General features: G+C 66.7%; 24 protein-coding genes and 2 pseudogenes. 21 read left to right on the top strand and 5 right to left on the bottom strand.

Going from position 1 to position 22872, the window contains the following annotated elements; translation table 11 throughout:
- Positions 1-18 precede the first annotated feature (18 nt).
- The 17 genes and pseudogenes from folE to G6N13_RS05540 all read left to right on the top strand — a co-directional run bounded on the left by folE (position 19) and on the right by G6N13_RS05540 (position 14226).
- The gene (gene folE, locus G6N13_RS05620; RefSeq protein ID WP_179965137.1) at positions 19-585 is read left to right on the top strand and encodes a GTP cyclohydrolase I FolE; all 567 of its coding nucleotides are present in this window, start codon (positions 19-21) and stop codon (positions 583-585) included.
- A gap of 20 nt (positions 586-605) precedes the next feature.
- Positions 606-1430, top strand: coding sequence for a dihydropteroate synthase (gene folP / locus G6N13_RS05615; RefSeq protein ID WP_163701754.1), 825 nt, complete (start codon positions 606-608; stop codon positions 1428-1430).
- Complete coding sequence (gene folB / locus G6N13_RS05610; RefSeq protein ID WP_163695156.1) at positions 1423-1824, top strand: dihydroneopterin aldolase; 402 nt, start codon at positions 1423-1425, stop codon at positions 1822-1824. Before folP ends, folB begins: the two co-directional genes overlap by 8 nt.
- Positions 1821-2360 (top strand): 2-amino-4-hydroxy-6-hydroxymethyldihydropteridine diphosphokinase, encoded by a 540-nt coding sequence (gene folK / locus G6N13_RS05605; RefSeq protein WP_163695155.1) that lies wholly within the window; start codon positions 1821-1823, stop codon positions 2358-2360. Before folB ends, folK begins: the two co-directional genes overlap by 4 nt.
- The gene (locus G6N13_RS05600; protein ID WP_163695154.1) at positions 2360-2833 is read left to right on the top strand and encodes a DUF3180 domain-containing protein; all 474 of its coding nucleotides are present in this window, start codon (positions 2360-2362) and stop codon (positions 2831-2833) included. Before folK ends, G6N13_RS05600 begins: the two co-directional genes overlap by 1 nt.
- Before the next feature lie 66 nt (positions 2834-2899).
- Positions 2900-4108 carry a DUF6779 domain-containing protein gene (locus G6N13_RS05595; protein ID WP_163695153.1) on the top strand — a complete coding sequence of 403 codons (1209 nt, stop codon included), beginning with the start codon at positions 2900-2902 and terminating at the stop codon, positions 4106-4108.
- Positions 4109-4223: 115 nt separating this feature from the next.
- A complete protein-coding gene (locus tag G6N13_RS05590; protein ID WP_163695152.1) occupies positions 4224-5159 on the top strand; it encodes a Rossmann-like and DUF2520 domain-containing protein in 936 nt (311 codons plus the stop codon).
- A complete protein-coding gene (gene panC, locus G6N13_RS05585; protein WP_163695151.1) occupies positions 5156-6085 on the top strand; it encodes a pantoate--beta-alanine ligase in 930 nt (309 codons plus the stop codon). The genes G6N13_RS05590 and panC overlap by 4 nt, the downstream gene beginning before the upstream one ends.
- Positions 6085-6501, top strand: a complete 417-nt coding sequence (panD, locus tag G6N13_RS05580; protein WP_163695150.1) for an aspartate 1-decarboxylase — start codon at positions 6085-6087, stop codon at positions 6499-6501. The genes panC and panD overlap by 1 nt, the downstream gene beginning before the upstream one ends.
- A gap of 2 nt (positions 6502-6503) precedes the next feature.
- Complete coding sequence (locus G6N13_RS05575; protein WP_163695149.1) at positions 6504-7313, top strand: type III pantothenate kinase; 810 nt, start codon at positions 6504-6506, stop codon at positions 7311-7313.
- Between the two features lie 168 nt (positions 7314-7481).
- Positions 7482-9002, top strand: a complete 1521-nt coding sequence (gene lysS, locus G6N13_RS05570; protein ID WP_163695148.1) for a lysine--tRNA ligase — start codon at positions 7482-7484, stop codon at positions 9000-9002.
- Positions 9003-9137: 135 nt separating this feature from the next.
- Positions 9138-9479 (top strand): histone-like nucleoid-structuring protein Lsr2, encoded by a 342-nt coding sequence (gene lsr2 / locus G6N13_RS05565; protein ID WP_163695147.1) that lies wholly within the window; start codon positions 9138-9140, stop codon positions 9477-9479.
- Positions 9480-9750: 271 nt separating this feature from the next.
- A complete protein-coding gene (gene clpC1 / locus G6N13_RS05560) occupies positions 9751-12279 on the top strand; it encodes an ATP-dependent protease ATP-binding subunit ClpC (RefSeq protein WP_163695146.1) in 2529 nt (842 codons plus the stop codon).
- 112 nt (positions 12280-12391) lie between these two features.
- Positions 12392-12478: pseudogene (locus G6N13_RS25830) on the top strand (YbjQ family protein); the annotation flags it as partial.
- Between the two features lie 145 nt (positions 12479-12623).
- Positions 12624-12839 (top strand): CbtB domain-containing protein, encoded by a 216-nt coding sequence (locus tag G6N13_RS05550; RefSeq protein ID WP_163695145.1) that lies wholly within the window; start codon positions 12624-12626, stop codon positions 12837-12839.
- Positions 12840-12857: 18 nt separating this feature from the next.
- Positions 12858-13658: a CbtA family protein gene (locus G6N13_RS05545; protein ID WP_163695144.1), complete on the top strand. Its 801-nt coding sequence runs from the start codon at positions 12858-12860 to the stop codon at positions 13656-13658.
- 49 nt (positions 13659-13707) lie between these two features.
- Positions 13708-14226, top strand: a complete 519-nt coding sequence (locus G6N13_RS05540) for a histidine phosphatase family protein (RefSeq protein ID WP_163701752.1) — start codon at positions 13708-13710, stop codon at positions 14224-14226.
- Here G6N13_RS05540 and G6N13_RS05535 read toward each other — a convergent pair.
- Together G6N13_RS05535 and mhuD are read right to left on the bottom strand one after the other, a co-directional pair.
- Positions 14206-15576 carry a serine hydrolase gene (locus tag G6N13_RS05535; RefSeq protein WP_179965086.1) on the bottom strand — a complete coding sequence of 457 codons (1371 nt, stop codon included), beginning with the start codon at positions 15574-15576 and terminating at the stop codon, positions 14206-14208. The two genes, G6N13_RS05540 and G6N13_RS05535, sit on opposite strands and share 21 nt — an antisense overlap.
- A complete protein-coding gene (gene mhuD / locus G6N13_RS05530) occupies positions 15551-15868 on the bottom strand; it encodes a mycobilin-forming heme oxygenase MhuD (protein ID WP_163695142.1) in 318 nt (105 codons plus the stop codon). The genes G6N13_RS05535 and mhuD overlap by 26 nt, the downstream gene beginning before the upstream one ends.
- A 121-nt stretch (positions 15869-15989) precedes the next feature.
- On the opposite strand from mhuD, the gene G6N13_RS05525 reads away from it, so the two are divergent.
- Together G6N13_RS05525 and G6N13_RS05520 are read left to right on the top strand one after the other, a co-directional pair.
- Positions 15990-16697, top strand: coding sequence for an alpha/beta fold hydrolase (locus tag G6N13_RS05525; RefSeq protein WP_407663909.1), 708 nt, complete (start codon positions 15990-15992; stop codon positions 16695-16697).
- 72 nt (positions 16698-16769) lie between these two features.
- Positions 16770-17728 (top strand): annotated as a pseudogene (locus tag G6N13_RS05520) (helix-turn-helix domain-containing protein).
- Here G6N13_RS05520 and G6N13_RS05515 read toward each other — a convergent pair.
- On the bottom strand, positions 17725-18600 hold the full coding sequence (locus tag G6N13_RS05515) for an HhH-GPD family protein (protein WP_163695140.1): 876 nt from the start codon (positions 18598-18600) through the stop codon (positions 17725-17727). The pseudogene G6N13_RS05520 and the gene G6N13_RS05515 overlap by 4 nt on opposite strands.
- Before the next feature lie 37 nt (positions 18601-18637).
- Here G6N13_RS05515 and G6N13_RS05510 point away from each other — a divergent pair, with 37 nt between their 5' ends.
- Together G6N13_RS05510 and G6N13_RS05505 are read left to right on the top strand one after the other, a co-directional pair.
- Positions 18638-19255 carry a carbonic anhydrase gene (locus tag G6N13_RS05510; protein WP_163695139.1) on the top strand — a complete coding sequence of 206 codons (618 nt, stop codon included), beginning with the start codon at positions 18638-18640 and terminating at the stop codon, positions 19253-19255.
- A gap of 80 nt (positions 19256-19335) precedes the next feature.
- Positions 19336-20124, top strand: coding sequence for a hypothetical protein (locus tag G6N13_RS05505; RefSeq protein WP_163695138.1), 789 nt, complete (start codon positions 19336-19338; stop codon positions 20122-20124).
- 172 nt (positions 20125-20296) lie between these two features.
- Here the strand turns inward: G6N13_RS05505 and disA are convergent, their stop codons facing one another.
- Positions 20297-21412 carry a DNA integrity scanning diadenylate cyclase DisA gene (disA, locus tag G6N13_RS05500; protein ID WP_163695137.1) on the bottom strand — a complete coding sequence of 372 codons (1116 nt, stop codon included), beginning with the start codon at positions 21410-21412 and terminating at the stop codon, positions 20297-20299.
- Positions 21403-22851, bottom strand: coding sequence for a DNA repair protein RadA (radA, locus tag G6N13_RS05495; protein WP_163695136.1), 1449 nt, complete (start codon positions 22849-22851; stop codon positions 21403-21405). Before radA ends, disA begins: the two co-directional genes overlap by 10 nt.
- Positions 22852-22872: the final 21 nt, after the last annotated feature.

The raw sequence follows: 22872 nt of genomic DNA, 5'->3' as shown, positions 1-22872 counted from the left end.
GTCACGTTTGACCCGCCGGTGTTCGATCAACCGCGGGCCGAGGCGGCCGTTCGTGAATTACTGCTTGCGGTAGGGGAGGACCCCGACCGACAAGGTCTGCTGGACACCCCGGCGCGCGTCGCGCGGGCGTTCCAGGAGATTTTCGCCGGTCTGTACACCGACCCAGATGCGGTGTTGGAGACCACCTTTGATGAGCACCACGACGAGCTGGTGCTGGTCAAGCAGATCCCCATGTACTCGACGTGCGAGCACCATCTGGTGGCGTTCCACGGCATGGCACACGTCGGCTACATCCCCGGCGAGGACGGCCGGATCACCGGGCTGTCGAAGCTGGCCAGGGTGGTGGACCTGTATGCCAAGCGCCCGCAGGTGCAGGAGCGGCTGACCGGTCAGATCGCCGATGCGATCATGCGCAAGCTCAACCCACGCGGGGTCATCGTCGTCGTCGAGGCCGAGCATCTCTGCATGGCAATGCGTGGGGTGCGCAAACCGGGGGCCGTCACCACGACGTCGGCGGTACGCGGACAGTTCAAGACGGACAACGCATCCCGAGCCGAGGCGCTGGAACTCATACTGCGCAAGTGAAAGCCACCGGTGTGCAGGTGATGGGAGTCGTCAACGTCACCGATGACTCCTTCTCGGACGGCGGCCGTTACCTCGATACGCACACCGCGGTGACGCACGGGCTTCAGTTGTTGGCCGACGGGGCGACGGTCGTCGATGTCGGCGGTGAGTCGACCCGGCCCGGCGCGGTGCGAATCGACCCGGCGCTGGAAATCGCGCGCGTAGTGCCAGTCATTAAAGAGCTTGCCGGTCAAGGGATTACCGTCAGTATCGACACCATGCACGCCGACGTGGCTCGAGCCGGGCTGGAGAACGGCGCCGCCATCGTCAACGATGTCTCCGGCGGGCGGGCCGATCCGGCGATGGCGCCACTGGTGGCCGAAGCCGGGGTGCCCTGGGTGTTGATGCACTGGCACGCTGTCGATGCCGCCGACCCGCACCGGATCCCGCCGTATCGCGACGTGTTCGCCGCCGTGTACGACGACCTGATGTATTCGGTCGAGGACGCGGTCACCGCGGGCGTCGACGCCACCAAGCTGATCATTGACCCCGGTTTGGGTTTCGCCAAGACTGCGCAACACAATTGGGCCCTGCTGGCAGCTTTGCCGGCCTTCGTCGACACCGGTATCCCGGTGTTGATCGGGGCGTCGCGCAAGCGGTTTCTCGGTGCGCTGCTGGCCGATCACGCTGGCACCGTCCGGCCGCCCGACGGCCGTGAAGTCGCGACCGCGGTGATCACTGCACTCGCCGCGCAGGCCGGCGTGTGGGGGGTGCGGGTCCATGACGTGCGCGCCTCTGCGGACGCACTCGCCGTCGTACGTGAGTGGTCGCGCGGGGAACTGGCACCGGGGTGTGCCGGTGGCTGATCGAATCGAGCTGCGCGGCTTGACCGTTCGTGGTAGACACGGTGTTTTCGACCACGAGCGCCGCGACGGGCAGGACTTCGTCATCGACATCACCGTCTGGATCGACCTGGCCGCAGCCGCCGCCAGTGATGAACTCGCCGATACCTACGACTACGGCACGCTCGCGCAGCGGGCCGCCGCCATCGTCGGCGGGCCGGCGCGCAACCTGATCGAGACGGTCGCAGCCGAGATCGCCGAAGACGTGATGAACGACCAGCGGGTCCATGCGGTCGAGGTGGTGGTGCACAAACCCGATGCGCCAATCCCGTTGTCCTTTAGGGATGTTGCCGTCGTCGCACGCCGATCCCGGCGTGGTGGACGAGGGCAGGTCGTGCCGGTCGGAGGTGAGGTGTGACGCGGGTGGTCCTATCCATCGGCTCCAATCTCGGCGACCGGATGGCGCGGTTACAGGCCGCCGTCGACGGACTCGGCGTCTCGGTGCGCGCGCTGTCGCCGGTCTACGAGACCGACGCCTGGGGTGGTGTTGAACAGGGCGCGTTCCTCAACGCGATCGTGATCGCCGATGACCCCGGCGCGGACGAACACGAATGGCTGCGGCTCGCGCAGGCGCTCGAAGACGCCAACGAGCGGGTCCGCGAACAGAAGTGGGGACCGCGCACGCTGGATGTCGACCTCGTCACGTGCTACGACGGTGCCGCCGAGGTGTCATCCCGCGATGAGCGTTTGACATTGCCGCATCCGCTGGCCCACCTGCGGGCGTTCGTGATGGTGCCATGGCTGGCCGTCGACCCTGACGCCGAACTGACGGTGGCCGGTGAGTCCCAGCGCGTCGACCGTCTGCTTTCCGAGCTCGAGGCGGTCGATCGTGACGGCGTGCGGTTGACCGGGTTGGTGCTGAGGTTGGGTACCACCGTGGAGCCCGAAGCCTGATGGGGCCGACCCGCAGACGTGACCTGGCCGCGGCTGTCGTCGGCGCCGCGATCCTGACCTGGCTGCTGATGCGCGTCCTGTATCACTACTTCCCCCCGATCACGATGTGGACCGGCCTGTCGCTGCTGGCCGTCGCCACGATCGAGGCCGGTTGGGCGGTGTCGGTGCGGGCCAAGATCGGTGACGGACGGATCGGCGTCGGTGCCGGCCGGCTGCACCCGCTGACGGTGGCGCGCAGCGTGGTCGTGGCCAAGGCCTCGGCGTGGGTCGGGGCGTTGATGCTCGGCTGGTGGTTGGGCGTGGGCGTTTACCTGTTGTTCCGGCGCTCCGAGAAGGTGGCGGCGAGCTTCATCCCAGGCGCGGCGGTGGCCGCCTTGAGTGCCCTGGCCCTGGTTGTCGCGGCGATGTGGCTGCAGCACTGCTGCAAGTCGCCCGGCGATCCGACTGACGATCCCGACGGTGCTCCGGAGTAGTCCGAGACGGCGAATCGCCGCAGCTCGAAGACACGCGGGCGGACATCCCGCGGGTACAGTCACCCCATGACCGTTCTGTCCCGCGGTGCCAAGAATCGGCGCGGCGGCCGCAGGCCGGGTTGGCTGCTCTTGACGGTGTTGCTGGTCCTCGCCATTGCGGCCAGTTGTGCATTGGTGTTCACCAACCGTCCTGAGCTGCTCAAGCTGGCGGTCATTCTGTCTGTTTGGGCTGCCGTGATCGGGGCGTTCGTCTCGGTCATGTACCGCAGGCAAAGCGATATCGACGCCGCCCGTGCCCGCGACCTCAAACTGGTCTACGACCTGCAGCTCGATCGCGAGATCTCGGCTCGGCGCGAGTACGAGCTCAGCGTCGAATCCCATCTGCGCCGCGAGCTGGCATCCGAGCTGCGGGCGCAGGCCACCGACGAGGTGGCTGCGTTGCGCACGGAGTTGGCTGCCCTGCGCGCCAACCTGGAGATCCTGTTCGACGCCGACCTGGGCGACCGGCCGGCCCTGGAAGGTGACCGGGCCGGCGACTGGACCCGTGATACGCCGACCTTGCCGCCGGTCCCCGGGCGCGTCGAGAGCAGCCGGATCACCCCCGTGCGCCCCGAGGACACCGGCAGCCGCCCCGTGACCGCCGAGAACCCGATCATCGACGTCCCCGAGGAACCGCTGGTCCCGGCGCAGCCGTATGCCCCGCCGCCTTCGCCGTCCCGGCCGCGCCGCCGCCGCCGCCGCGCCGAGCCAGAACCCGCGTTCGGCGGATCGCATCGAAGGCCGTCGGAGAACGGTGAGCAGCCTGCTGAACGGCCAATCACGCCGCCTCATCCGGAACCACAATCCGATGTCGCGGCCGCCGCCGCAGCGTTGGCGGTAGAGAAACCCCCCGCCCGCGAGGGGTTTGAATGGCCGCCGGTGGGCACCTCGGCTGCTGCTGAGGAATCGGCGGGGGCTGCGGCCGAGGAAACGGCGCGCGGCAGGCACTGGATCCCGCCGCAGGAGGCACCCGTGGCCGAGTTGCAGCCCCAACCCGAGCCGGTCGGCCCGCGGTCCCGCCATTCGGTGGAGCGTCCCGGGTATGGCCAGCCGGAGACGGAGGCGCCGCAACCGCCCGCCCGCCACCGCGGTGCGGCCGAGGAGCAGGAGCCGCCGCGGCGTCGGGCCCGCGAGAACGAGCAGACCGGTGGCCGGTCGGTCGCTGACCTGCTGGCCCGGCTGCAAGCCAACGGCAACGCCGAGGGCGGCGGCCGCAGACGCCGGCGTGAGGACTGACGCCGGCGAGCGTGGTCAGCCAGCCGGATAGGCCAGGTTAGAGTTGTCAGACCGGCCGGTACCCGACACAGGACCGGAACGAACACAACTCATTGACGTCAGCGAGGTCGTCTAAGTGGGGACCCCCAGCGGCTTGCGGCCGGCCCGGCTCAAGGTCGGTATCGTCTCGTCCGGCCGTGTCGGCACTGCACTCGGCGTGGCTCTGGAACGCGCTGAGCATGTGGTGGTCGCGTGCAGCGCCATTTCGACAACATCGCGTGGGCTCGCCGAACGACGGCTACCCGACACCGAAATCCTGTCTATCCCCGATGTCGCCGACCGCGCCGAACTCCTGCTGCTGACCGTGCCGGACTCCGAGCTCCGGGGGTTGATCAACGGCCTGGCCACGACCGGCGCGGTGCGCCGGGGAACCATCGTCGTCCATACCTCCGGCGCCAACGGGGTCGCGATTCTGGCCCCGCTGGCCGAGCAGGGCTGTGTGCCCCTGGCCATCCATCCCGCGATGACGTTCACCGGTGGCGACGAGGACATCGCCCGGCTGGCCGATAGCTGCTTCGGAGTCACCGCAGCCGACGAGATCGGCTACGCCATCGCCCAGTCCCTCGTACTGGAGATCGGCGGTGAGCCGTTCGGGGTCCGCGAAGATGCCCGCGCGCTGTATCACGCGGCACTGGCTCATGCGAGCAACCACATCGTCACGGTGCTCGCCGACGCGCTGGATGCGCTGCGCGCCTCCTTGGCCGGCCAAGAGCTTCTCGGCCAAGAACTCGTCGGTGACGCCCCGGGCGGTCTGGCCGAACGGATTGTCGGCCCGCTGGCTCGGGCCGCGCTGGAGAACACCCTGCAGCGCGGCCAGGCGGCATTGACCGGGCCGGTGGCGCGGGGTGACGCCGCCGCGGTCGCCGGCCATCTCGCCGCTCTTGATGACGTGAATTATGAACTGGCACAAGCATATTGCGCGAACTCGCTGCGCACCGCCCAGCGCGCGTACGCTCCCAAGGAGGTTGTTGAGGTGTTGACCGAATGGTCGGGGCAAGGACGGCGACGATGATAGGGGCCCCGCAGTTCACCGCCGGTGAGCTCAACGTATACCCATCGCCCGCGGCGGTATCCGAGGTCACCCGCGCGCTGCGCCACACTGGGCGCCGGGTGATGTTGGTGCCGACCATGGGCGCACTGCATGAGGGGCATCTGACGCTGATTCGGTCCGCCAAGCGGGTGCCCGGCGCGGTGGTCGTGGTGTCGATCTTCGTCAATCCCTTGCAGTTTGGTCCCAACGAGGACCTCGACGCCTACCCGCGCACGCTCGACGCCGACCTCGCGCTGTTACGCGCCGAGGGTGTCGAGATAGCCTTCACGCCGAACGTATCAGCCATGTATCCCGACGGACCGCGCACCACTGTGCATCCCGGCCCGATTGGCGCTCAGCTCGAAGGCTCCTCGCGCCCAGGGCATTTCGCCGGCATGCTGACGGTGGTTTTGAAACTGCTGCAGATCGTGCGACCGGACCGCGCGTTCTTCGGTGAGAAGGATTATCAGCAGTTGGCACTTATCCGCCAGATGGTCGATGACCTCAACGTCGACGTCCGCATCGTCGGTGTGCCCATCGTGCGTGAGTCCGACGGTCTGGCCATGTCCTCGCGTAACCGCTACCTGAGCGCCGAGGAGCGCGAGCAGGCCGGTGCGTTGTCGGCTGCGCTCCTCGCCGGTATGTACAGCGCTGCCGGCGGCGCCGAAGCGGCGCTGGACGCGGCCCGTGCGGTCCTCGACGAGGTGCCCGCATTCGAGGTCGACTACCTGGAGGTGCGTGGCCCGCAGTTGGAGCCGGCGCCCGCCTCCGGCCCGGCCCGCCTGCTCGTGGCCGCTCGCCTCGGCGCCACCCGGCTGCTGGACAACATCGCTGTCGACCTGTCGACGGACACCACCGCGCGCGGTGCCCGAAATGGCGAGCGCAACGAACTTACCTGGAGAAATTGATGTTCCGGACGATGCTGAAGTCCAAGATCCACCGCGCCACCGTCACGCATGCCGACCTGCACTACGTCGGATCGGTGACCGTCGACGCCGACCTGATGGATGCCGCCGACCTGCTCGAGGGTGAACAGGTGACCATCGTCGACATCGACAACGGCGCGCGGCTGGAGACCTATGTCATCACCGGACAGCGCGGCACCGGTGTGATTGGAATCAACGGTGCGGCAGCCCATCTGGTTCATCCCGGCGACCTGGTCATCCTGATCGCCTACGGTGTGATGGACGACGCCGAAGCGCGGACCCACCGGCCCCGGGTGGTGTTCGTCGACTCCGACAACCGGCAGATCGACCTCGGCGACGACCCGGCCTTCGTGCCCGATGACGCCACCGGCCTGCTCTCGCCGCGAACGGTGGGATAGTCGTGCTGCTGGCCATTGACGTCCGCAACACCCACACGGTCGTCGGGTTGATCTCTGGGTCCGGGGATCACGCGAAAGTGAACCAGCAGTGGAGGATTCGCACCGAACCGGAAGTCACCGCCGACGAGCTGGCACTCACCATCGAGGGTTTGATCGGGGACGACTCCGAGCGCCTCACCGGCGCCACCGGGCTGTCCACCGTCCCGTCGGTCATGTACGAGGTCCGGCTCATGCTCGACCAGTACTGGCCTAAAGTGCCGCACGTGCTCATCGAACCCGGTGTGCGCACGGGCATCCCGCTGCTCGTCGACAATCCGAAAGAGGTCGGTGCCGACCGGATCGTGAACTGCCTGGCCGCCTACGCCAAGTTCTCCTCGGCCGCCATCGTGGTGGACTTCGGTTCGTCGATCTGCGTCGACGTGGTCTCGGCGAAAGGGGAATTCCTCGGCGGGGCAATCGCTCCCGGAGTTCAGGTGTCCTCGGACGCGGCGGCCGCGCGGTCGGCGGCGTTGCGCCGGGTGGAACTTACCCGGCCGCGGTCGGTGATCGGCAAGAACACCGTGGAATGCATGCAGTCCGGCGCGCTGTTCGGGTTCGCCGGCCTGGTGGACGGTTTGGTGAACCGGATCCGCGAGGACGTCGCCGGCTTCGGCGGCTCCGATGTGGCGGTGGTGGCCACCGGTCACTCCGCGCCGCTGATGCTGCCGGATCTGCACACCGTGCAGCATTACGACAAGCACCTCACCCTCGACGGGCTGCGGATGGTCTATGAGCGCAACCGCGATAACCAGCGCGGCCGCGCCAATCGCTAGAAGAAAGTGCGCTGCTGCGCAGAATCGTGCGCCAGTCGCCGGCCAACGCCTGCGCCACCAGGTCGAAATGTGGACTGCTGCCGGCCACGCCCACCAGCCGCAGCCGCGCGCTGGCCACCGCGGCCGCCTTTAGGAGTGACCTCATGACCTCATTTAAGCTGGTATGTCGTGAGCTCTGCAGATACTCCGGACACCGACCACGCGGGCGTCGACGTCCCCGAACAGTTCCGGATCCGTCAGGGCAAACGCGAGGCTCTGTTAGCCGAGGGAAAAGACCCGTACCCGGTTTCGGTGCCGCGCACCCACTCGTTGGCGCAGATCCGTGCCGCCTACCCCGACCTCGCCGCCGACACGACCACCGGAGATCTCGTCGGCGTCACCGGCCGGGTGGTGTTTGCTCGTAACTCCGGCAAGTTGTGTTTTGCCACGCTTCAGGAAGGCGACGGCACCCAGCTGCAGGCGATGATCAGCCTCGCCGGTGTGGGTGGCGACGCCCTGGAAGCCTGGAAGGCCGAAGTCGACCTCGGTGACATTGTGTTCGTGCACGGCGAAGTGATCAGCTCCCGCCGTGGTGAGCTGTCGGTGTTGGCCGATTCCTGGCTGATGGCCAGCAAGGCGTTACGCCCGTTGCCCGTCGCGCACAAAGAGATGAGCGAGGAGTCCCGGGTCCGGCAGCGCTACGTCGACCTGATCGTGCGCCCGCAGGCCCGCGACGTGGCCCGGCAACGCATTGCCGTCGTGCGGGCCGTCCGTAATGCGCTGGACCGTCGTGGGTTCCTCGAGGTCGAGACGCCGATGCTGCAGACGCTGGCCGGCGGTGCGGCGGCTCGGCCGTTCGTCACCCACTCCAATGCTCTGGACGCGGACTTGTATCTGCGCATCGCCCCGGAGCTGTTCCTGAAGCGTTGCGTGGTCGGCGGATTGGAGAGGGTTTTCGAGCTGAATCGGAACTTCCGAAACGAAGGTGCGGATTCCACACATTCGCCGGAATTCTCGATGCTTGAGACTTATCAGGCGTGGGGCACGTACGACGATTCAGCGATCGTCACCCGCGAACTTATTCAAGAAGTCGCCGAGGAGGCCGTCGGCACCAGGCAAGTGCCATTGCCGGATGGTTCAATCTATGACCTCGACGGTGAATGGCCGTCGATTCAAATGTACCCGTCGTTGTCCGAGGCTCTCGGTGAAGAGATCACACCGGCCACATCACTGGAATATCTGCTCGCTATTGCCGACCGGCTGGAGGTGGAGATCCCGCGGGATCGGGGCTACGGGCACGGCAAGCTCGTCGAAGAACTGTGGGAACACACAGTCGGGGACACATTGTGGGCCCCGGCATTCGTCAAGGATTTCCCGGTCGAGACCACACCGCTGACGCGCCAGCACCGCAGTATTGCTGGCGTCACTGAGAAGTGGGATCTGTACGTGCGCGGATTCGAGTTGGCGACGGGCTACTCGGAGCTCGTCGATCCGATAGTGCAGCGCGAGCGTTTCGAGGCCCAGGCCAGAGCGGCTGCCGCCGGCGACGATGAGGCGATGGCACTCGACGAGGATTTCCTGGCAGCGATGGAGTATGCGATGCCGCCGACCACCGGAACCGGAATGGGAATCGATCGCCTCTTGATGGCACTCACTGGCTTGACAATTCGGGAAACGGTTTTGTTCCCGATTGTTCGCCGACATGGCTGAAGTGCACCGATCCAATCCTTGTTGAGTGATGTCCAACAATGTGGCAGATTGGTGGCACAGTGTTAGTGGACAACACAGCGAGGAAGACGCCCAACTCTAGGTTGTTGTGCGCAGGATTAAGGAATCAGTGAGACAATGGCCAAAAAAGTAACCGTTACTCTCGTGGATGATTTCGACGGTGCGGGCGCCGCGGATGAAACGGTCGAATTCGCGCTCGACGGTGTGAGCTATGAGATCGATCTTTCCTCGAAAAATGCTCAGAAACTCCGTAACGATCTCAGGCAGTGGGTCGAGGCCAGCCGTCGTGTCGGCGGTCGTCGCCGCGGCCGCTCCGGTCCGGCGGGCCATGGACGTGCCTCGATCGACCGGGAGCAGAGCGCCGCGATCCGCGACTGGGCGCGCCGCAACGGTCACAAGGTGTCGACGCGGGGACGTATCCCGGCCGACATCATCGACGCCTTCCACGCCGCGACCTAAATCCGCGTCCGGGTCGTCTCGACCCCATTTCGGCCATTCGCCGCTTCGCTGCAACCACGGGTCAGCCCCGTTCGCTTGCAGCGAAGCGGCTACCGGTGAATACCGGAAACGTTTCTTTGCCCTGCGGCGTTGGTGTGCTTAGTCCGCACCGTTAGGGAGGCGGTATGGGTGGGCAAGGGAGGACGCCTCCCGGGGCCTCCCATTAGAGTGGACGACAGGTGCGTGGTGACTACCGCAGTACCTAATCGTGATGGAGAGCAGGTAACCGACGATGTTCGAGAGATTTACCGACCGTGCCCGCAGGGTCGTCGTCCTGGCCCAAGAAGAAGCCCGGATGCTCAACCACAACTACATCGGCACCGAGCACATCCTGCTGGGCCTTATTCATGAAGGTGAAGGCGTAGCCGCCAAGTCGCTGGAGTCGCTGGGCATCTCACTGGAGGGTGTCCGCAGCCAGGTCGAGGAGATCATCGGCCAGGGCCAGCAGGCGCCGTCCGGGCACATCCCGTTCACCCCGCGCGCCAAGAAGGTGCTGGAGCTCAGCCTGCGCGAGGCGCTGCAGCTCGGCCACAACTACATCGGCACCGAGCACATTCTGCTCGGCCTGATCCGTGAAGGCGAAGGCGTGGCCGCCCAGGTGCTGGTGAAGCTCGGCGCCGAGTTGACACGGGTGCGCCAGCAGGTCATCCAGTTGCTGTCCGGCTATCAGGGCAAAGAGACCGCGGAAGCCGGTACCGGTGGCCGCGGCGGCGAGTCGGGCAACCCGTCCACGTCGCTGGTCCTCGACCAGTTCGGTCGCAACCTGACCGCGGCCGCGATGGAGGGCAAGCTCGACCCGGTCATCGGCCGCGAGAAGGAAATCGAGCGGGTGATGCAGGTGCTGAGCCGGCGCACCAAGAACAACCCTGTGCTGATCGGTGAGCCCGGCGTCGGCAAGACCGCTGTGGTCGAGGGCCTGGCCCAGGCGATCGTGCACGGTGAGGTTCCCGAGACGCTCAAGGACAAGCAGCTCTACACCCTCGACCTCGGGTCGCTGGTGGCCGGCAGCCGTTACCGCGGTGATTTCGAGGAACGCCTCAAGAAGGTGCTCAAAGAGATCAACACCCGCGGCGACATCATCCTGTTCATCGACGAGCTGCACACGCTCGTCGGCGCAGGCGCCGCCGAGGGCGCCATCGACGCGGCTTCGATCCTGAAGCCCAAGTTGGCTCGCGGCGAGCTGCAGACGATCGGTGCCACCACGCTCGACGAGTACCGCAAGTACATCGAGAAGGACGCCGCTCTGGAGCGCAGGTTCCAGCCGGTCCAGGTCGGCGAGCCGACGGTGGCGCACACCATCGAGATCCTCAAGGGTCTGCGTGACCGGTACGAGGCACACCACCGGGTGTCGATCACCGATGGCGCTGTGGTCGCGGCAGCCACCCTGGCCGACCGCTACATCAACGACCGGTTCCTACCGGATAAGGCGATCGACCTGATCGACGAGGCCGGTGCCCGGATGCGAATCCGCCGGATGACCGCTCCGCCAGACCTGCGCGAGTTCGACGAGAAGATCGCCGACGCGCGCCGGGAGAAGGAGTCCGCGATCGACGCGCAGGACTTCGAGAAGGCCGCGAACCTGCGCGACCGGGAGAAGCAACTGGTCGCTCAGCGTGCCGAGCGTGAGAAGCAGTGGCGCTCCGGTGATCTCGACGTCGTGGCTGAGGTCGACGACGAGCAGATCGCCGAGGTCCTCGGCAACTGGACCGGCATCCCGGTGTTCAAGCTGACCGAGGAGGAGACCACTCGGCTGCTGCGCATGGAGGACGAGCTGCACAAGCGGATCATCGGGCAGGAAGATGCCGTCCGTGCCGTCTCGAAGGCCATCCGGCGTACCCGTGCCGGACTGAAGGATCCCAAGCGGCCGTCGGGCTCGTTCATCTTCGCCGGCCCGTCCGGTGTCGGTAAGACCGAGCTGTCCAAGGCGCTGGCGGAGTTCCTGTTCGGCGATGACGACGCACTCATCCAGATCGACATGGGCGAGTTCCACGACCGCTTCACCGCGTCGCGGTTGTTCGGTGCCCCGCCCGGATATGTCGGCTACGAAGAGGGTGGTCAGCTCACCGAAAAGGTGCGGCGCAAGCCGTTCTCGGTCGTGCTGTTCGACGAGATCGAGAAGGCCCACCAGGAGATCTACAACACCCTGTTGCAGGTGCTCGAGGACGGCCGTCTCACCGACGGTCAAGGTCGCACGGTCGATTTCAAGAACACCGTGCTGATCTTCACCTCGAACCTGGGCACCTCCGATATCTCGAAGGCAGTTGGTCTGGGCTTCACCCAGGGTGGCGGCGATAACAACTACGAGCGGATGAAGCAGAAGGTCAACGACGAGCTGAAGAAGCACTTCCGCCCGGAGTTCCTCAACCGCATCGACGACATCATCGTCTTCCACCAGCTCGCCAGGGACGAGATCATCCAGATGGTCGATCTGATGGTGAACCGGGTGTCCAAGCAGCTCAAGGCCAAGGACATGGAGATGGAGCTGACGGACCAGGCGAAGGCGCTGCTGGCCAAGCGCGGCTTCGACCCGGTGCTGGGTGCTCGGCCGCTGCGCCGGACCATCCAGCGCGAGATCGAGGACGCCTTGAGCGAGAAGATTCTCTTCGAGGAGGTCGGCCCCGGTCAGCTGGTCACCGTCGACGTCGAGAACTGGGACGGCGAAAGCGCCGGCGAAGACGCGAAGTTCACCTTTGTCGGTGGCCCCAGGCGGGCCGAGCCCGTAGAGCCGGATCTGGCCAGCGCTGGAACCGCCAGCGAGTAAGCCCGTGACGAAAAAGACCCCCGCCAATGTCGGGGGTCTTTTTCGTGTTGTGGTTACCACCAACGACATCCCGGGCTGGGACCCGACTTGGCTCACATTAGTGTGCACCGGCTGCGCGTACGGCACTGCGGTGCACGCCGTCCCGGTCAGCGATGCCGCCACCTACACCGCACAGCAACTGGGTTACGGCGCCAGCTGATTGGCCTGCGTATAGGATCCCCCGTGTAAGAGACGAGTCGAGGAATCTGGTGAAACTCCAGAACGGTCGCGCCACTGTTGACAGTCAGACCCGAAGCCCGTCGAAAGTTCATTAGTGGGACGCGCAGCTCCCTGAAAGGACTCCAATGTCTACTCCGCAAACACGGTCGGATCGCTCTCGCGCCGTCGACCTTTCGGCCACCAAGGCCGTCGTCTGGCTCTCGTTGACCGCGTTTTTTGCGCTCGTGGTGCTGTACTTCGTCGGCGTCGACCAGGGCGCCACTTCGGTGTTCGGCAACAACATGTACATCCACGAATTCGTACATGACGCCCGCCATCTGCTCGGCTTCCCCTGCCACTGACTCGACTCACTCAAGCACATGGAAAAGTCAATAATCTGGCGCGGCATTCTGGCCGGCGCCCTTGCAGGTGTACTCGGATTCATCTGGTCGAAGATCTTCATCGAACCGATCGTGGGCCGGTCCATCGATTTCGAGGACGGCACCGCCGCCGCACATGAGGCCATGGAGACGGCGTCCGGTCATGGGCACACCCATGCCGAAGGTGGGGAGCTGTTCACCCGCGCAGTGCAGTCCAACATCGGTATGGGACTGGGCGTGCTTCTCTTCAGCGTGGCACTCGGTGCATTGTTTGCCGTGGTGTTCTGCATGGCATACAGCCGAATCACCAACGTGTCCGCCCGCAAGCTGGCGGTGCTGACCGCGGGGGCCATGCTCATCTCGCTGTGGGTGGTGCCCGCGCTCAAGTACCCGCCCAACCCGCCGGCGACCAGCCTCGAAGAAACCATCAAGCAGCGTGCTCTGCTCTACCTGCTGATGGTGGCGCTGTCAGCGTTGTTGATGGTCGCCTCGGTCTATCTCGCGTTCCAGCTCACACCGAAGCTGGGGGCCTGGAATGCGACGCTGGCCGCAGGCGGGGCATACCTCGTCGCCGTCACGATCGTGATGCTCCTCCTGCCGGCGATCAACGAGACGCCCGGCCCGATGGTCAACGATGCCGGGACGATCGTGTTCCCGGGCTTCCCGGCGGTCGATCTGTACGAGTTCCGGTTGTATGCGTTGGGCACCCAGGTGATCGTCTGGACGACGATCGGTCTGTTCGGCGCGGCCATGCTGTCCCGGCTGCTCGATCGCAAAGAGCAGGAGCTCATCACTGCGTGAGCGACGCTTGCGGAGCGAGGTCGTCCGGCTGACCCTGGTGTCGCATGCCATGACCGATGCCATGGCAGCCGGGCGATTTCCCGTCGACGAAGAGCTGAATGCGCTGGGTCGCCGGCAGCTCGACGGGCTCGACGGCGGCGCTGCCGACACGGCGCTGTGCGGGCCTGAGTTGCGGACCCGCGAGACCGCCGAACTGCTCGGTTTATCGGTTCTGGTCGATGAGCGGCTGGCTGATCTGGATTGTGGTCAGTGGCGCGGTTTGAGACTCGACGGGGTGCAGCCCGGCGAGCTCGCGCGCTGGCTCACCGAACCGGACAGCTGCCCGCATGACGGTGAATCGGTCGTCGCGTTGATGAGCCGGGTGCGCGGCTGGCTGGCCGATATCAGCCGCACACCGGGGCGCATCGTGGCGATCACCCATCCCGCGGTGATCCGCGCGGTGATCCTGAATGTGTTGGATGCCCCGCCGAAGTCGTTCTGGCGCATCGATGTTGCGCCTGCCAGCCGCACCGCCCTGCACTGTCGAGGGATGGTGTGGACGCTGCGGTCAGCGGTAGCGGGGCAGTAGCCCGAAGACCTGCTTGATGATCGTCATGGCCCAGCCGCCGGCGTTGGCGCTGTGGAAGCGCGGCCAGTTGAACTGGAAGCTGACCACCCACGCCTGGCCAGTGCGGTCCACCGCGTACCAGCTGAACGTCATGTCGCCGGGCAGGTTGCCCGCCTTGGCTGCGATGTAGGGCCATTCGGCGGTGTCGAGGTCGATGCCCGAGGTTTCCGACATGACGTCCTTGACCTGGACCGCGCGCCCGACGGCGTTGTGCTGCAAGCCGGCGTGCACACGGCAGATGTCCTCGGCGTTGCCATACCACTCGGCGCCGTAGGCCGAGCCGGGCGAATGAGAGCGATACGGGTCAGGGTCGTATGGCCGAGAATCGGCTTGGTGCAACAGGTTTGCCCGATCCTGTGGCATGACGGCGGTCTCCCACTCCTGCCGCACGTCGGGGTTGCCCCAGCCGATCGCGAACAGCTCCCGCATGGTGGGGAACGGGGTCATGCTCGCCGGATCGTGGTGCCCGGCGGCGGCCAGCGCCTCTTCGATGGCATGGGCGCCGAGGCGTCCGATCAGCAGATCGGTGGCCATGTTGTCGCTCGTGGAGATCATCTTGCCCGCTGCCTGGCGAACTGTGATCTGTGAGCCGGGCGGGAGCTTGTCGAAACCCGACGTGCCGAGCTTCTTGCCTTCGGCGGTGATGGTGAGCTTCTCGTCCCAATTCAAAGTGCCTGCTGTGACGGCGGTTTCGACCGCGTACAGCACGTAAGTCTTGAAAATCGAAGCCAGCGGGAGGGATTGCGCGGTGTTGGTGCCGGCCACCTTCTCGCAGCGACCGTCGTTGACCTTGGACACCTGCCAGGCGTAACGGGCGCCGGTGCGACTCAGGGCGCTGTCGACGTCCTGCCATGAGTCGATCTTGGGTGTCTCGGTGGTGACGACGAAACGGCTGACGAAGGTGTCGTCCCCGATCCGAAGGTCGATGTCCTGGCGTGCGCCGTAGGAGGTCAGCAGGTGCAGGGTCGCGACATTGGCACCGATATCGGCCCCGGCCAAGGTAAACGGCCGGTCCCACCACAACGAGTCCATACTGTGCGCGACCGGCTCGACCATGTCGGTGGTGGCCAGGGTCTTGACGTTGTCCGGTCCGATCGGCCAGTCCGAGTTCAGCATGTCCATGACCTGCTTGGCCCGCACCGCGGTGGGGGTGTTGAGGTCGATGCGGACACCCGCGCCGGCGTTGGCCGGTGGCGCGGGTGCTGGTGCGCAGCTCGTTGCCAAGGCGGCGGCTGATGCGATGACGGTGGCGATAGCCACCGCAGCTCGGCGCACCTGGCGTGCGCTACGCCTTCGCGGCGGTCCCGGCAACGTCCAACACAACCTCGAACTCGAGCAGATGCGCGCCCTTGGCCACCGGGTTGGCGCGTTCACCGGCGTGTGCGTGAATGGCCGGTCCGCTTGCCCAGGCCTGGAACGCTTCTTCGGACTCCCACGTGGTCACCACGAAGTAGCGGTCCTCGCCCTTGACCGGTCGCAGCAATTGGAACCCGAGGAATCCTGGCTGGTTGTCGACGGCGTGGGCGCGGTTGGCGAACCGCTTCTCCAGTTCGGGGCCGGCACCCGGTGGAATCTCGATTGCGTTGATCTTCACCACGGACATGGCGCAAGGTTACCGCGCCCGCAGACGGCAGTGGCCGACCACGCAAGATGAAACCGTGAGCACCGAATCGCTGACGCATCGGGGTGGCGCCGGGTGCCCGCTTGTGTTGGTGCACGGACTGATGGGGCGCGGCACCACATGGTCGCGGCAGGTTCCCTGGCTGACCGGATTCGGGGCGGTCTACACCTACGACGCGCCCTGGCACCGTGGCTGTGACGTCGAAGATTCCGCTCCGGTCAGCACCGAACGGTTCGTCGCCGACCTCGGCGACGCCGTCGCCACGCTCGGCGGCCCGGCGGTGCTGATCGGGCACTCGATGGGTGGGCTGCACTCCTGGTGTCTGGCCGCGCAGCGCCCGGATCTGGTGCGCGCGCTGGTGGTCGAGGACATGGCGCCGGATTTCGTCGGCCGCACCACCGGCGCGTGGGAGCCTTGGGTGCATGCGCTGCCCGTCGAATACTCAACTGCCGAACAGGTTTACGACGAATTCGGGCCGGTAGCGGGACGCTACTTCTTGGAGGCGTTCGATCGCACGGCGACCGGCTGGCGCCTGCACGGCAAGCCTGCCCGCTGGCTGGAGATCGCCGCGCAGTGGGGGACTCGGGACTACTGGCGGCAGTGGCAGTCGGTCCGCGCGCCGGTGTTGCTCATCGAGGCCGGCGATTCGGTGGCGCCGGCCGGGCAGATGCGCCGGATGGCCGAGCTGGCCTGGGCATCTGCCCACTACGTGCACGTACCGGGCGCGGGCCACCTCGTGCACGACGACGCCCCGGACCGATACCGCGAGGCCGTCGAGACCTTCCTAGCAGCGCTCCCCGAGCGCCCCTGATGGCAGTAATGCTTCGACAGAAAAGATACCGCCAACAGTGGCGGTAATGACCATATGGAAGAAGATCCTGCCATGCCTTTGGCGAGTGTCTCGGCACTGGTCCTCGATGGTCTGGCCGTCTTCGAGTTCGGGGTGATCTGCGAGGTCTTCGGCATCGACCGATCCGCCGAGGGCGTACCCAACTTCGATTTCAAGGTGTGCGGTCCGCAGCCGGGCAAGCCGCTGCGGACGAGTGTCGGTGCCCAACTGGTACCCGATCACGGGTTGGACGCCCTGGTGGGCGCCGATGTGGTGGCGGTAGCGGCGGTGACGGACCCCGTCGAGGCGTACCCGCCGGAGGCGCTGGCGGCGTTGCGGGCCGCGCACGAAAGCGGGTCGACCATCCTGACCGTGTGTTCGGGCGCGTTTGTGGCGGGGAGGCGGGGCTGCTCGACGGACGCCGCTGCACCACGCACTGGATGCATTCCGCCGAACTCGCCGAGCGCTATCCGACCGCGATCGTCGACCGCAATGTGCTGTTCGTCGACGACGGTGATCTGGTGACCAGCGCCGGTACCGCCGCCGGTATCGACGCGAGCCTGCACCTGGTCCGTCGCGAGCTCGGCAGCACGGTCACCAACAAGATCGCGCGACGGATGGTCGTGCCGCCTCAGCGTGATGGTGGCCAGCGCCAGTACATCGAGCAGCCGATACCCACGCGATGTTCGGAAGGCTTTGCCCCGCAATTGGATTGGATACTATCCAACCTCGACAAGCCGCATACGGTGGCCAGCATGGCCCGGCGGGCCAACATGTCGGCGCGCACGTTCGCCCGGCGCTTCGTCGACGAGGCGGGCACCACACCCATGCAGTGGGTCACCGATCAGCGGGTGCTCTACGCCCGCCGCATGCTCGAGGAAACCGATCTGGACGTCGACCGCATCGCCGAGCGGGCCGGCTTCGGAACTGCCACCCTGCTGCGGCACCACTTCCGCAGGATCGTCGGCGTCACCCCGTCGGACTACCGGCGCCGCTTCGCCCGCTCGGCCTAGTCACCCTCGCCGGCGAGCGCGAACCGGCCGTCAGCGGTCTGCTCCACCAGCCCGTCCACCAGCAATGAATCCAGCGCGCGATCCCGCTGCGCGGTGTCGGTCAGCCACACCACGTCCAGCTGCGCACGTACGACGGGCGCAGAACTGCCGCGCAGCACATCGAGCAGGCGTCCGCGTACCTGCCGGTCGGTGCCCGCGTAACGCTGCGCGCGGCGCGGCGCGGTGGTCGACGGCGGGTACCCGGCCGACCGCCACGCGCAGACACTGACGGGACAGATGCCGCATGTGGGGGACCGGGCCGTGCACACGGTGGCGCCGAGCTCCATCAGTGCGGCCGAAAATACCGGCGCTGTCTCGTCATTGGGCATCAGCGCGGCCACGTCGGCCATATCCCGGGTGGCCGACGGGTTGCCGGCGTCGGCCAACCCGTGCACCGCACGTGCCACCACCCGGCGCACGTTGGTATCCACCACAGGCACGGGCTGCCGATACGCGAAGCAGGCGACGGCACGGGCGGTGTAGGCGCCGACACCGGGCAGGGTGAGCAGTACCTCGACGTCATCGGGCACCTGGTCGCCCAGTTCGGTGGCGATCGCGATAGCGCATTCGTGCAGTCGCTTGGCCCGGCGTGGATAGCCCAGCTTGCCCCAGGCCCGCAGCACGTCGGCGGCGCTGGCGGCGGCCGTCGCCGACGGTGTCGGCCAGCGCGCCACCCAGTCCAGCCAGATCGGCACCACCCGGGCTACCGGGGTCTGCTGCAGCATGAACTCGCTGACCATGATCTGCCACGCCGTCACGTCGGGCTGACGCCACGGCAGCTCGCGGCGGGCGTGGGCGTACCACTCCACGAGTTCAGTGCAAAGGGAACTCATATCGTTTTGGTCCGGCAGACAGTGCAGAATGTGGGCCATGCCAAACACCAGCCCCATAACCGCTTGGAAGGCACTCAGAGAGGGTAACGAGCGATTCGTCGCCGGCCAGCCCGAGCATCCCAGCCAGGGCATCGAGGACCGCGCCCGGTTGGCCGCGGCGCAGCGCCCGACTGCCGTCGTCTTCGGTTGCGCCGACAGCCGGGTCGCCGCCGAGATCATCTTCGACCAGGGCCTCGGTGACATGTTCGTGGTGCGTACCGCGGGCCACGTCATCGACTCGGCCGTGCTCGGCTCCATCGAGTACGCGGTCGGCGTGCTCAACGTGCCGCTGATCGCCGTGCTGGGTCACGACAGCTGTGGCGCGGTGAAGGCGACACTGTCCGCTCTCGATGACGGCGTCGTGCCGGGCGGCTGGATCCGCGATCTGGTCGAGCGGGTCACTCCGTCGATCCTGCTGGGTCGTCGCGATGGGCTGACCCGTGTCGATGAATTCGAGGCTCGCCACGTGATCGAGACCGGAACACAGCTGCTGGCCCGGTCCACCCTCATCGCCGAGCGGGTCACGGCCGGGAGTCTGGCCATCGTCGGACTGACGTATCACCTGGCCGACGGCAAAGTTGCGCTGCGTGATCACCTCGGCGATATCGGCGAATAACCACTTTCCACGCTAGCGAACAAGGCGACACGCCGGGCGGGGTCGGACAACTCGCGGTGACCTGGGCTTAGCGTGAGAACGTGCTGGATCTCGAACCGCGTGGACCTCTACCTACGCAAATCTATTGGCGACGCCGTGGCCTTGCGATCGGCATCGTCGCGGTGGTTGCTGCCATCGTTGTCGGGGTTGCCTTCGTGATTTTCAGCGGTGGCTCCGACTCCACGAGCACCGTCAAGACCACCACCGCGGCCCAACCACAGAATCCGCAGCCGGAGAACAAGACTCCCGTTGTCGCGCCACCGCCCCCGGCGGCCGGGCCAGAAGTGGCCGCGCCGATGGTCACGCCGACGGAGGCCGTCGCGCCCCCGCCGGTTTTGAAGGAAGGCGACGACTGCCCGGATTCCAACCTGGCCGTCAAGGGCATTACCAACCAGCCGCAGTACGTCATCGGTGATCAGCCGAAGTTCACCATGGTGGTGACCAATATCGGACTGGTGGCGTGCAAACGCGATGTCGGTGCGGCCGTGCTTGCCGCCTACGTCTACTCGCTGGACGGTAAGCGGCTGTGGTCCAACCTGGACTGCGCGCCCTCCAACGAGACGCTGGTCAAGACGTTCAACCCCGGCGAGCAGGTGACCACCGAGGTGACCTGGACCGGAATGGGTTCGGCACCGCAGTGCCCGCTCCCGCGCCAGCCGATCGGTCCCGGCACCTACAACCTGATGGTCCAGCTGGGCAATCTGCGGTCGGCGACGGTGCCGTTCATCCTCGCCGATGCGCCGCCGCCGGGTGCCGTGCCGCCTGCCGGTGGGCAGCAGCCGCCGATCGGGGCTCCGGGCGAGGTACTGCCGCCGGCTCCGGCGGGCTAGACCCCTGGACGATGCGCTCACCCTCGGGAAGCTGCTGGCCCAGACGTTTCGGGTGCATCGCGGTGACGACGCCCCGTGGCCGGCTGCCGGTCCAGACGGTCGCGCGAGCGGCCAATTGCTCGCCGGGAAGCGCTGCTCCCGCTGCTGGCGGGGTTGAGCTACTGAGCGGCGGCTAGACCAGGCGATCGGCGATCGTCGACTCGGCCAGCTGCGATAAACCTTCGCGGACGTGCCGCGCCCACATCGCGCCGATACCCTCAACGGACTGCAGGTCGGTGGCGCTGGCCGCGAGCAGGCCCTGCAGCGAGCCGAAGCGCCGGACCAGCAGATCGACGTGGGCGAACTGCAAACGCGGGATACCCGCCATCGCCCGATATCCGCGAGCGCTCAGCGCTGAATCCTGCGCATCGGCGGTCGAGGGATAGCCGAACACCCGCGACAGCGAGGTGAAGTCCAGCAGCTCGGTGTCCGAGAGCGAGTCCAATTCGGCCAGTGTCGAGGCCACCTGAGCCTTGGACGGCGGGTCGGGGTTGGCGTGATAGTCGCGCATGATGAGCTCGCGGGCGGTGTCGTTGCCGCCGAGCAGCTCCTCGAGCTGCAGCCGCAACTGCCGGCCATCGGTGCCGAGTTCGACTGCGTCATAATCGATTTCGAGTCCGATGCGGCGCACCATCTCGAGACGCTGCACCACGGTCATGACATCACGCAGGGTGACGAAGTCTTCGATCTCGGCGGTGGACAGCTGACGGGACACCTCATCGAGGCGGGCCTTGTAGCGTTCCAGCGTCGCGATCGCCTGGTTGGCCCGGGACAGGATGGTGGCCGAGTCGGCCACGACGTGGCGTTCGCCCGACACATAGACGGTGACGATGTTCATCGAGTGGCTGACCGACACCACCGGATAGCCGGTCTGGATCGCGGCACGCTCGGCTGAGCGATGCCTGGTTCCGGATTCGTCGGTGGGGATCGTCGGATCCGGGACCAGTTGCACATTGGCCCGCACGATTCGGCTGCCGTCAGTGGACAGCACGACGGCACCGTCCATCTTGGAGAGTTCGCGCAGCCGGGTCGGGGCGAACCGCACATCCAGCGAGAACCCGCCGTCGCAGATCGCCTCGACCCGCTCGTCGTAACCCAGCACAATGAGCGCGCCGGTGCGACCACGTAGGATGCGCTCCAGGCCGTCGCGCAGGTCGGTGCCTGGGGCCAGCCGCCCGATCGTCTCGCGCGGCGTGGCTCCCGTCGCCTGGGTCGAGCCGTTCGTACGGTTGCCGGTGCTCACGACCACTTATTGTCCACGCCGTCGAGGTCGTTACTCGACCCCTCCCGCCGAAGTTGCGTCACGACCTTGTCGTAGGGCCGTTTCGCGATTGTCAGCATCATGCGCAGCGCGTCCCCGATCGTGGCCGATTCGATGGCTTTGAAGCCTTTCGGCACCGTGCCGCAGGCGACCGGCACCAGGGCCTCGGTGAAGCCGAGGCGGGCCGCTTCGGCCAGCCGGCGGTCCATCCCGGTGACGCGGCGCAAATCGCCGGCCAGACCCACCTCGCCGATCACCACGGTGGTGCTCGGCAGCGGCAGATCGGCGTAGGCCGACGCCATTGCCATCGCGACGGCCAGATCGGAAGAAGGATCCATCAGCCGCATCCCGCCGACGGTGGACAGGTAGATGTCGGTGGCGCTCACCTTGAGGTTCGCCCGGCGTTCGAGCACCGCGGCGATCATCGCCGCGCGGGAACTGTCCACACCGCTGACCGCCCGCCGCTGCGGCGCGTTCTCGGGCCGGTAGGCCAGCAGAGCTTGGATCTCGCCGATCAGTGGCCGCTTACCGTCCAGTGCCACCGTCACCGCGGTGCCCGGCACCGGGTTGGGGCGGTCATCGAGGAACAGCCCGGACGGATCGGACACACCTTGAATACCGTTGTCGTGCAACAGGAAACAACCGACCTCGTCGGAAGCGCCGAAACGGTTCTTGACCCCGCGAACCATCCGCAGGCTCGAATTGCGGTCGCCCTCGAAATGCAGGACCACGTCCACCAGATGCTCCAGCGAGCGCGGCCCGGCGATCGCGCCGTCCTTGGTGACGTGACCGACCAGCACCAGCGCCACCCCGGTGGCCTTGGCGACGCTGGTCAGCGCGGTCGTCACTGCCCGCACCTGGGTCACCCCGCCCACCACACCGTCGGTGTCGCCGGCCGTCATCGTCTGCACGGAGTCGACCACCACAAGACCGGGTTGCACCGCCTCGATGTGACCGAGCACGATCCCGACATCGGATTCGGCGGCCAGGAACACCTCGTCGTGGGTACAGCCGGTACGTTCGGCCCGCATCCGGATCTGGCCGGCCGACTCCTCGCCGGACACGTACAGGGCACGGCGGCCCGTTTCTGCCCAGCGGTGTACCACCTCGAGCAGCAGGGTGGACTTGCCGACACCGGGATCACCGGCCAGCAGGCTCACCGAGCCGGGTACCACTCCACCGCCGAGCACCCGGTCGAGCTCATCGACCCCGGTGGGGAAGTGGCGGGTGCGATCAGGGTTGATGGAGCTGATCGGCACGGCGGGTGAGGACGGCACGATCGTGCGCTGGGTGCCGCCACCGGTGGTGGCCGATCCAGCGACCTCATCGACGGTGCCCCAGGTTCCGCACTCCGAGCAGCGGCCCACCCACTTGGCGGTGACATGGCGGCACTCCGAACAGCGGTATTGCGTACGTGCCTTGGCCACGCCGTGACGCTATCGGGTGGG

Source organism: Mycolicibacterium sarraceniae (assembly GCF_010731875.1).
GTDB lineage: Bacteria > Actinomycetota > Actinomycetes > Mycobacteriales > Mycobacteriaceae > Mycobacterium > Mycobacterium sarraceniae.
Note: the sequence above shows the minus strand (reverse complement) of the source record. Positions and strands in the feature narration are given on the sequence as shown.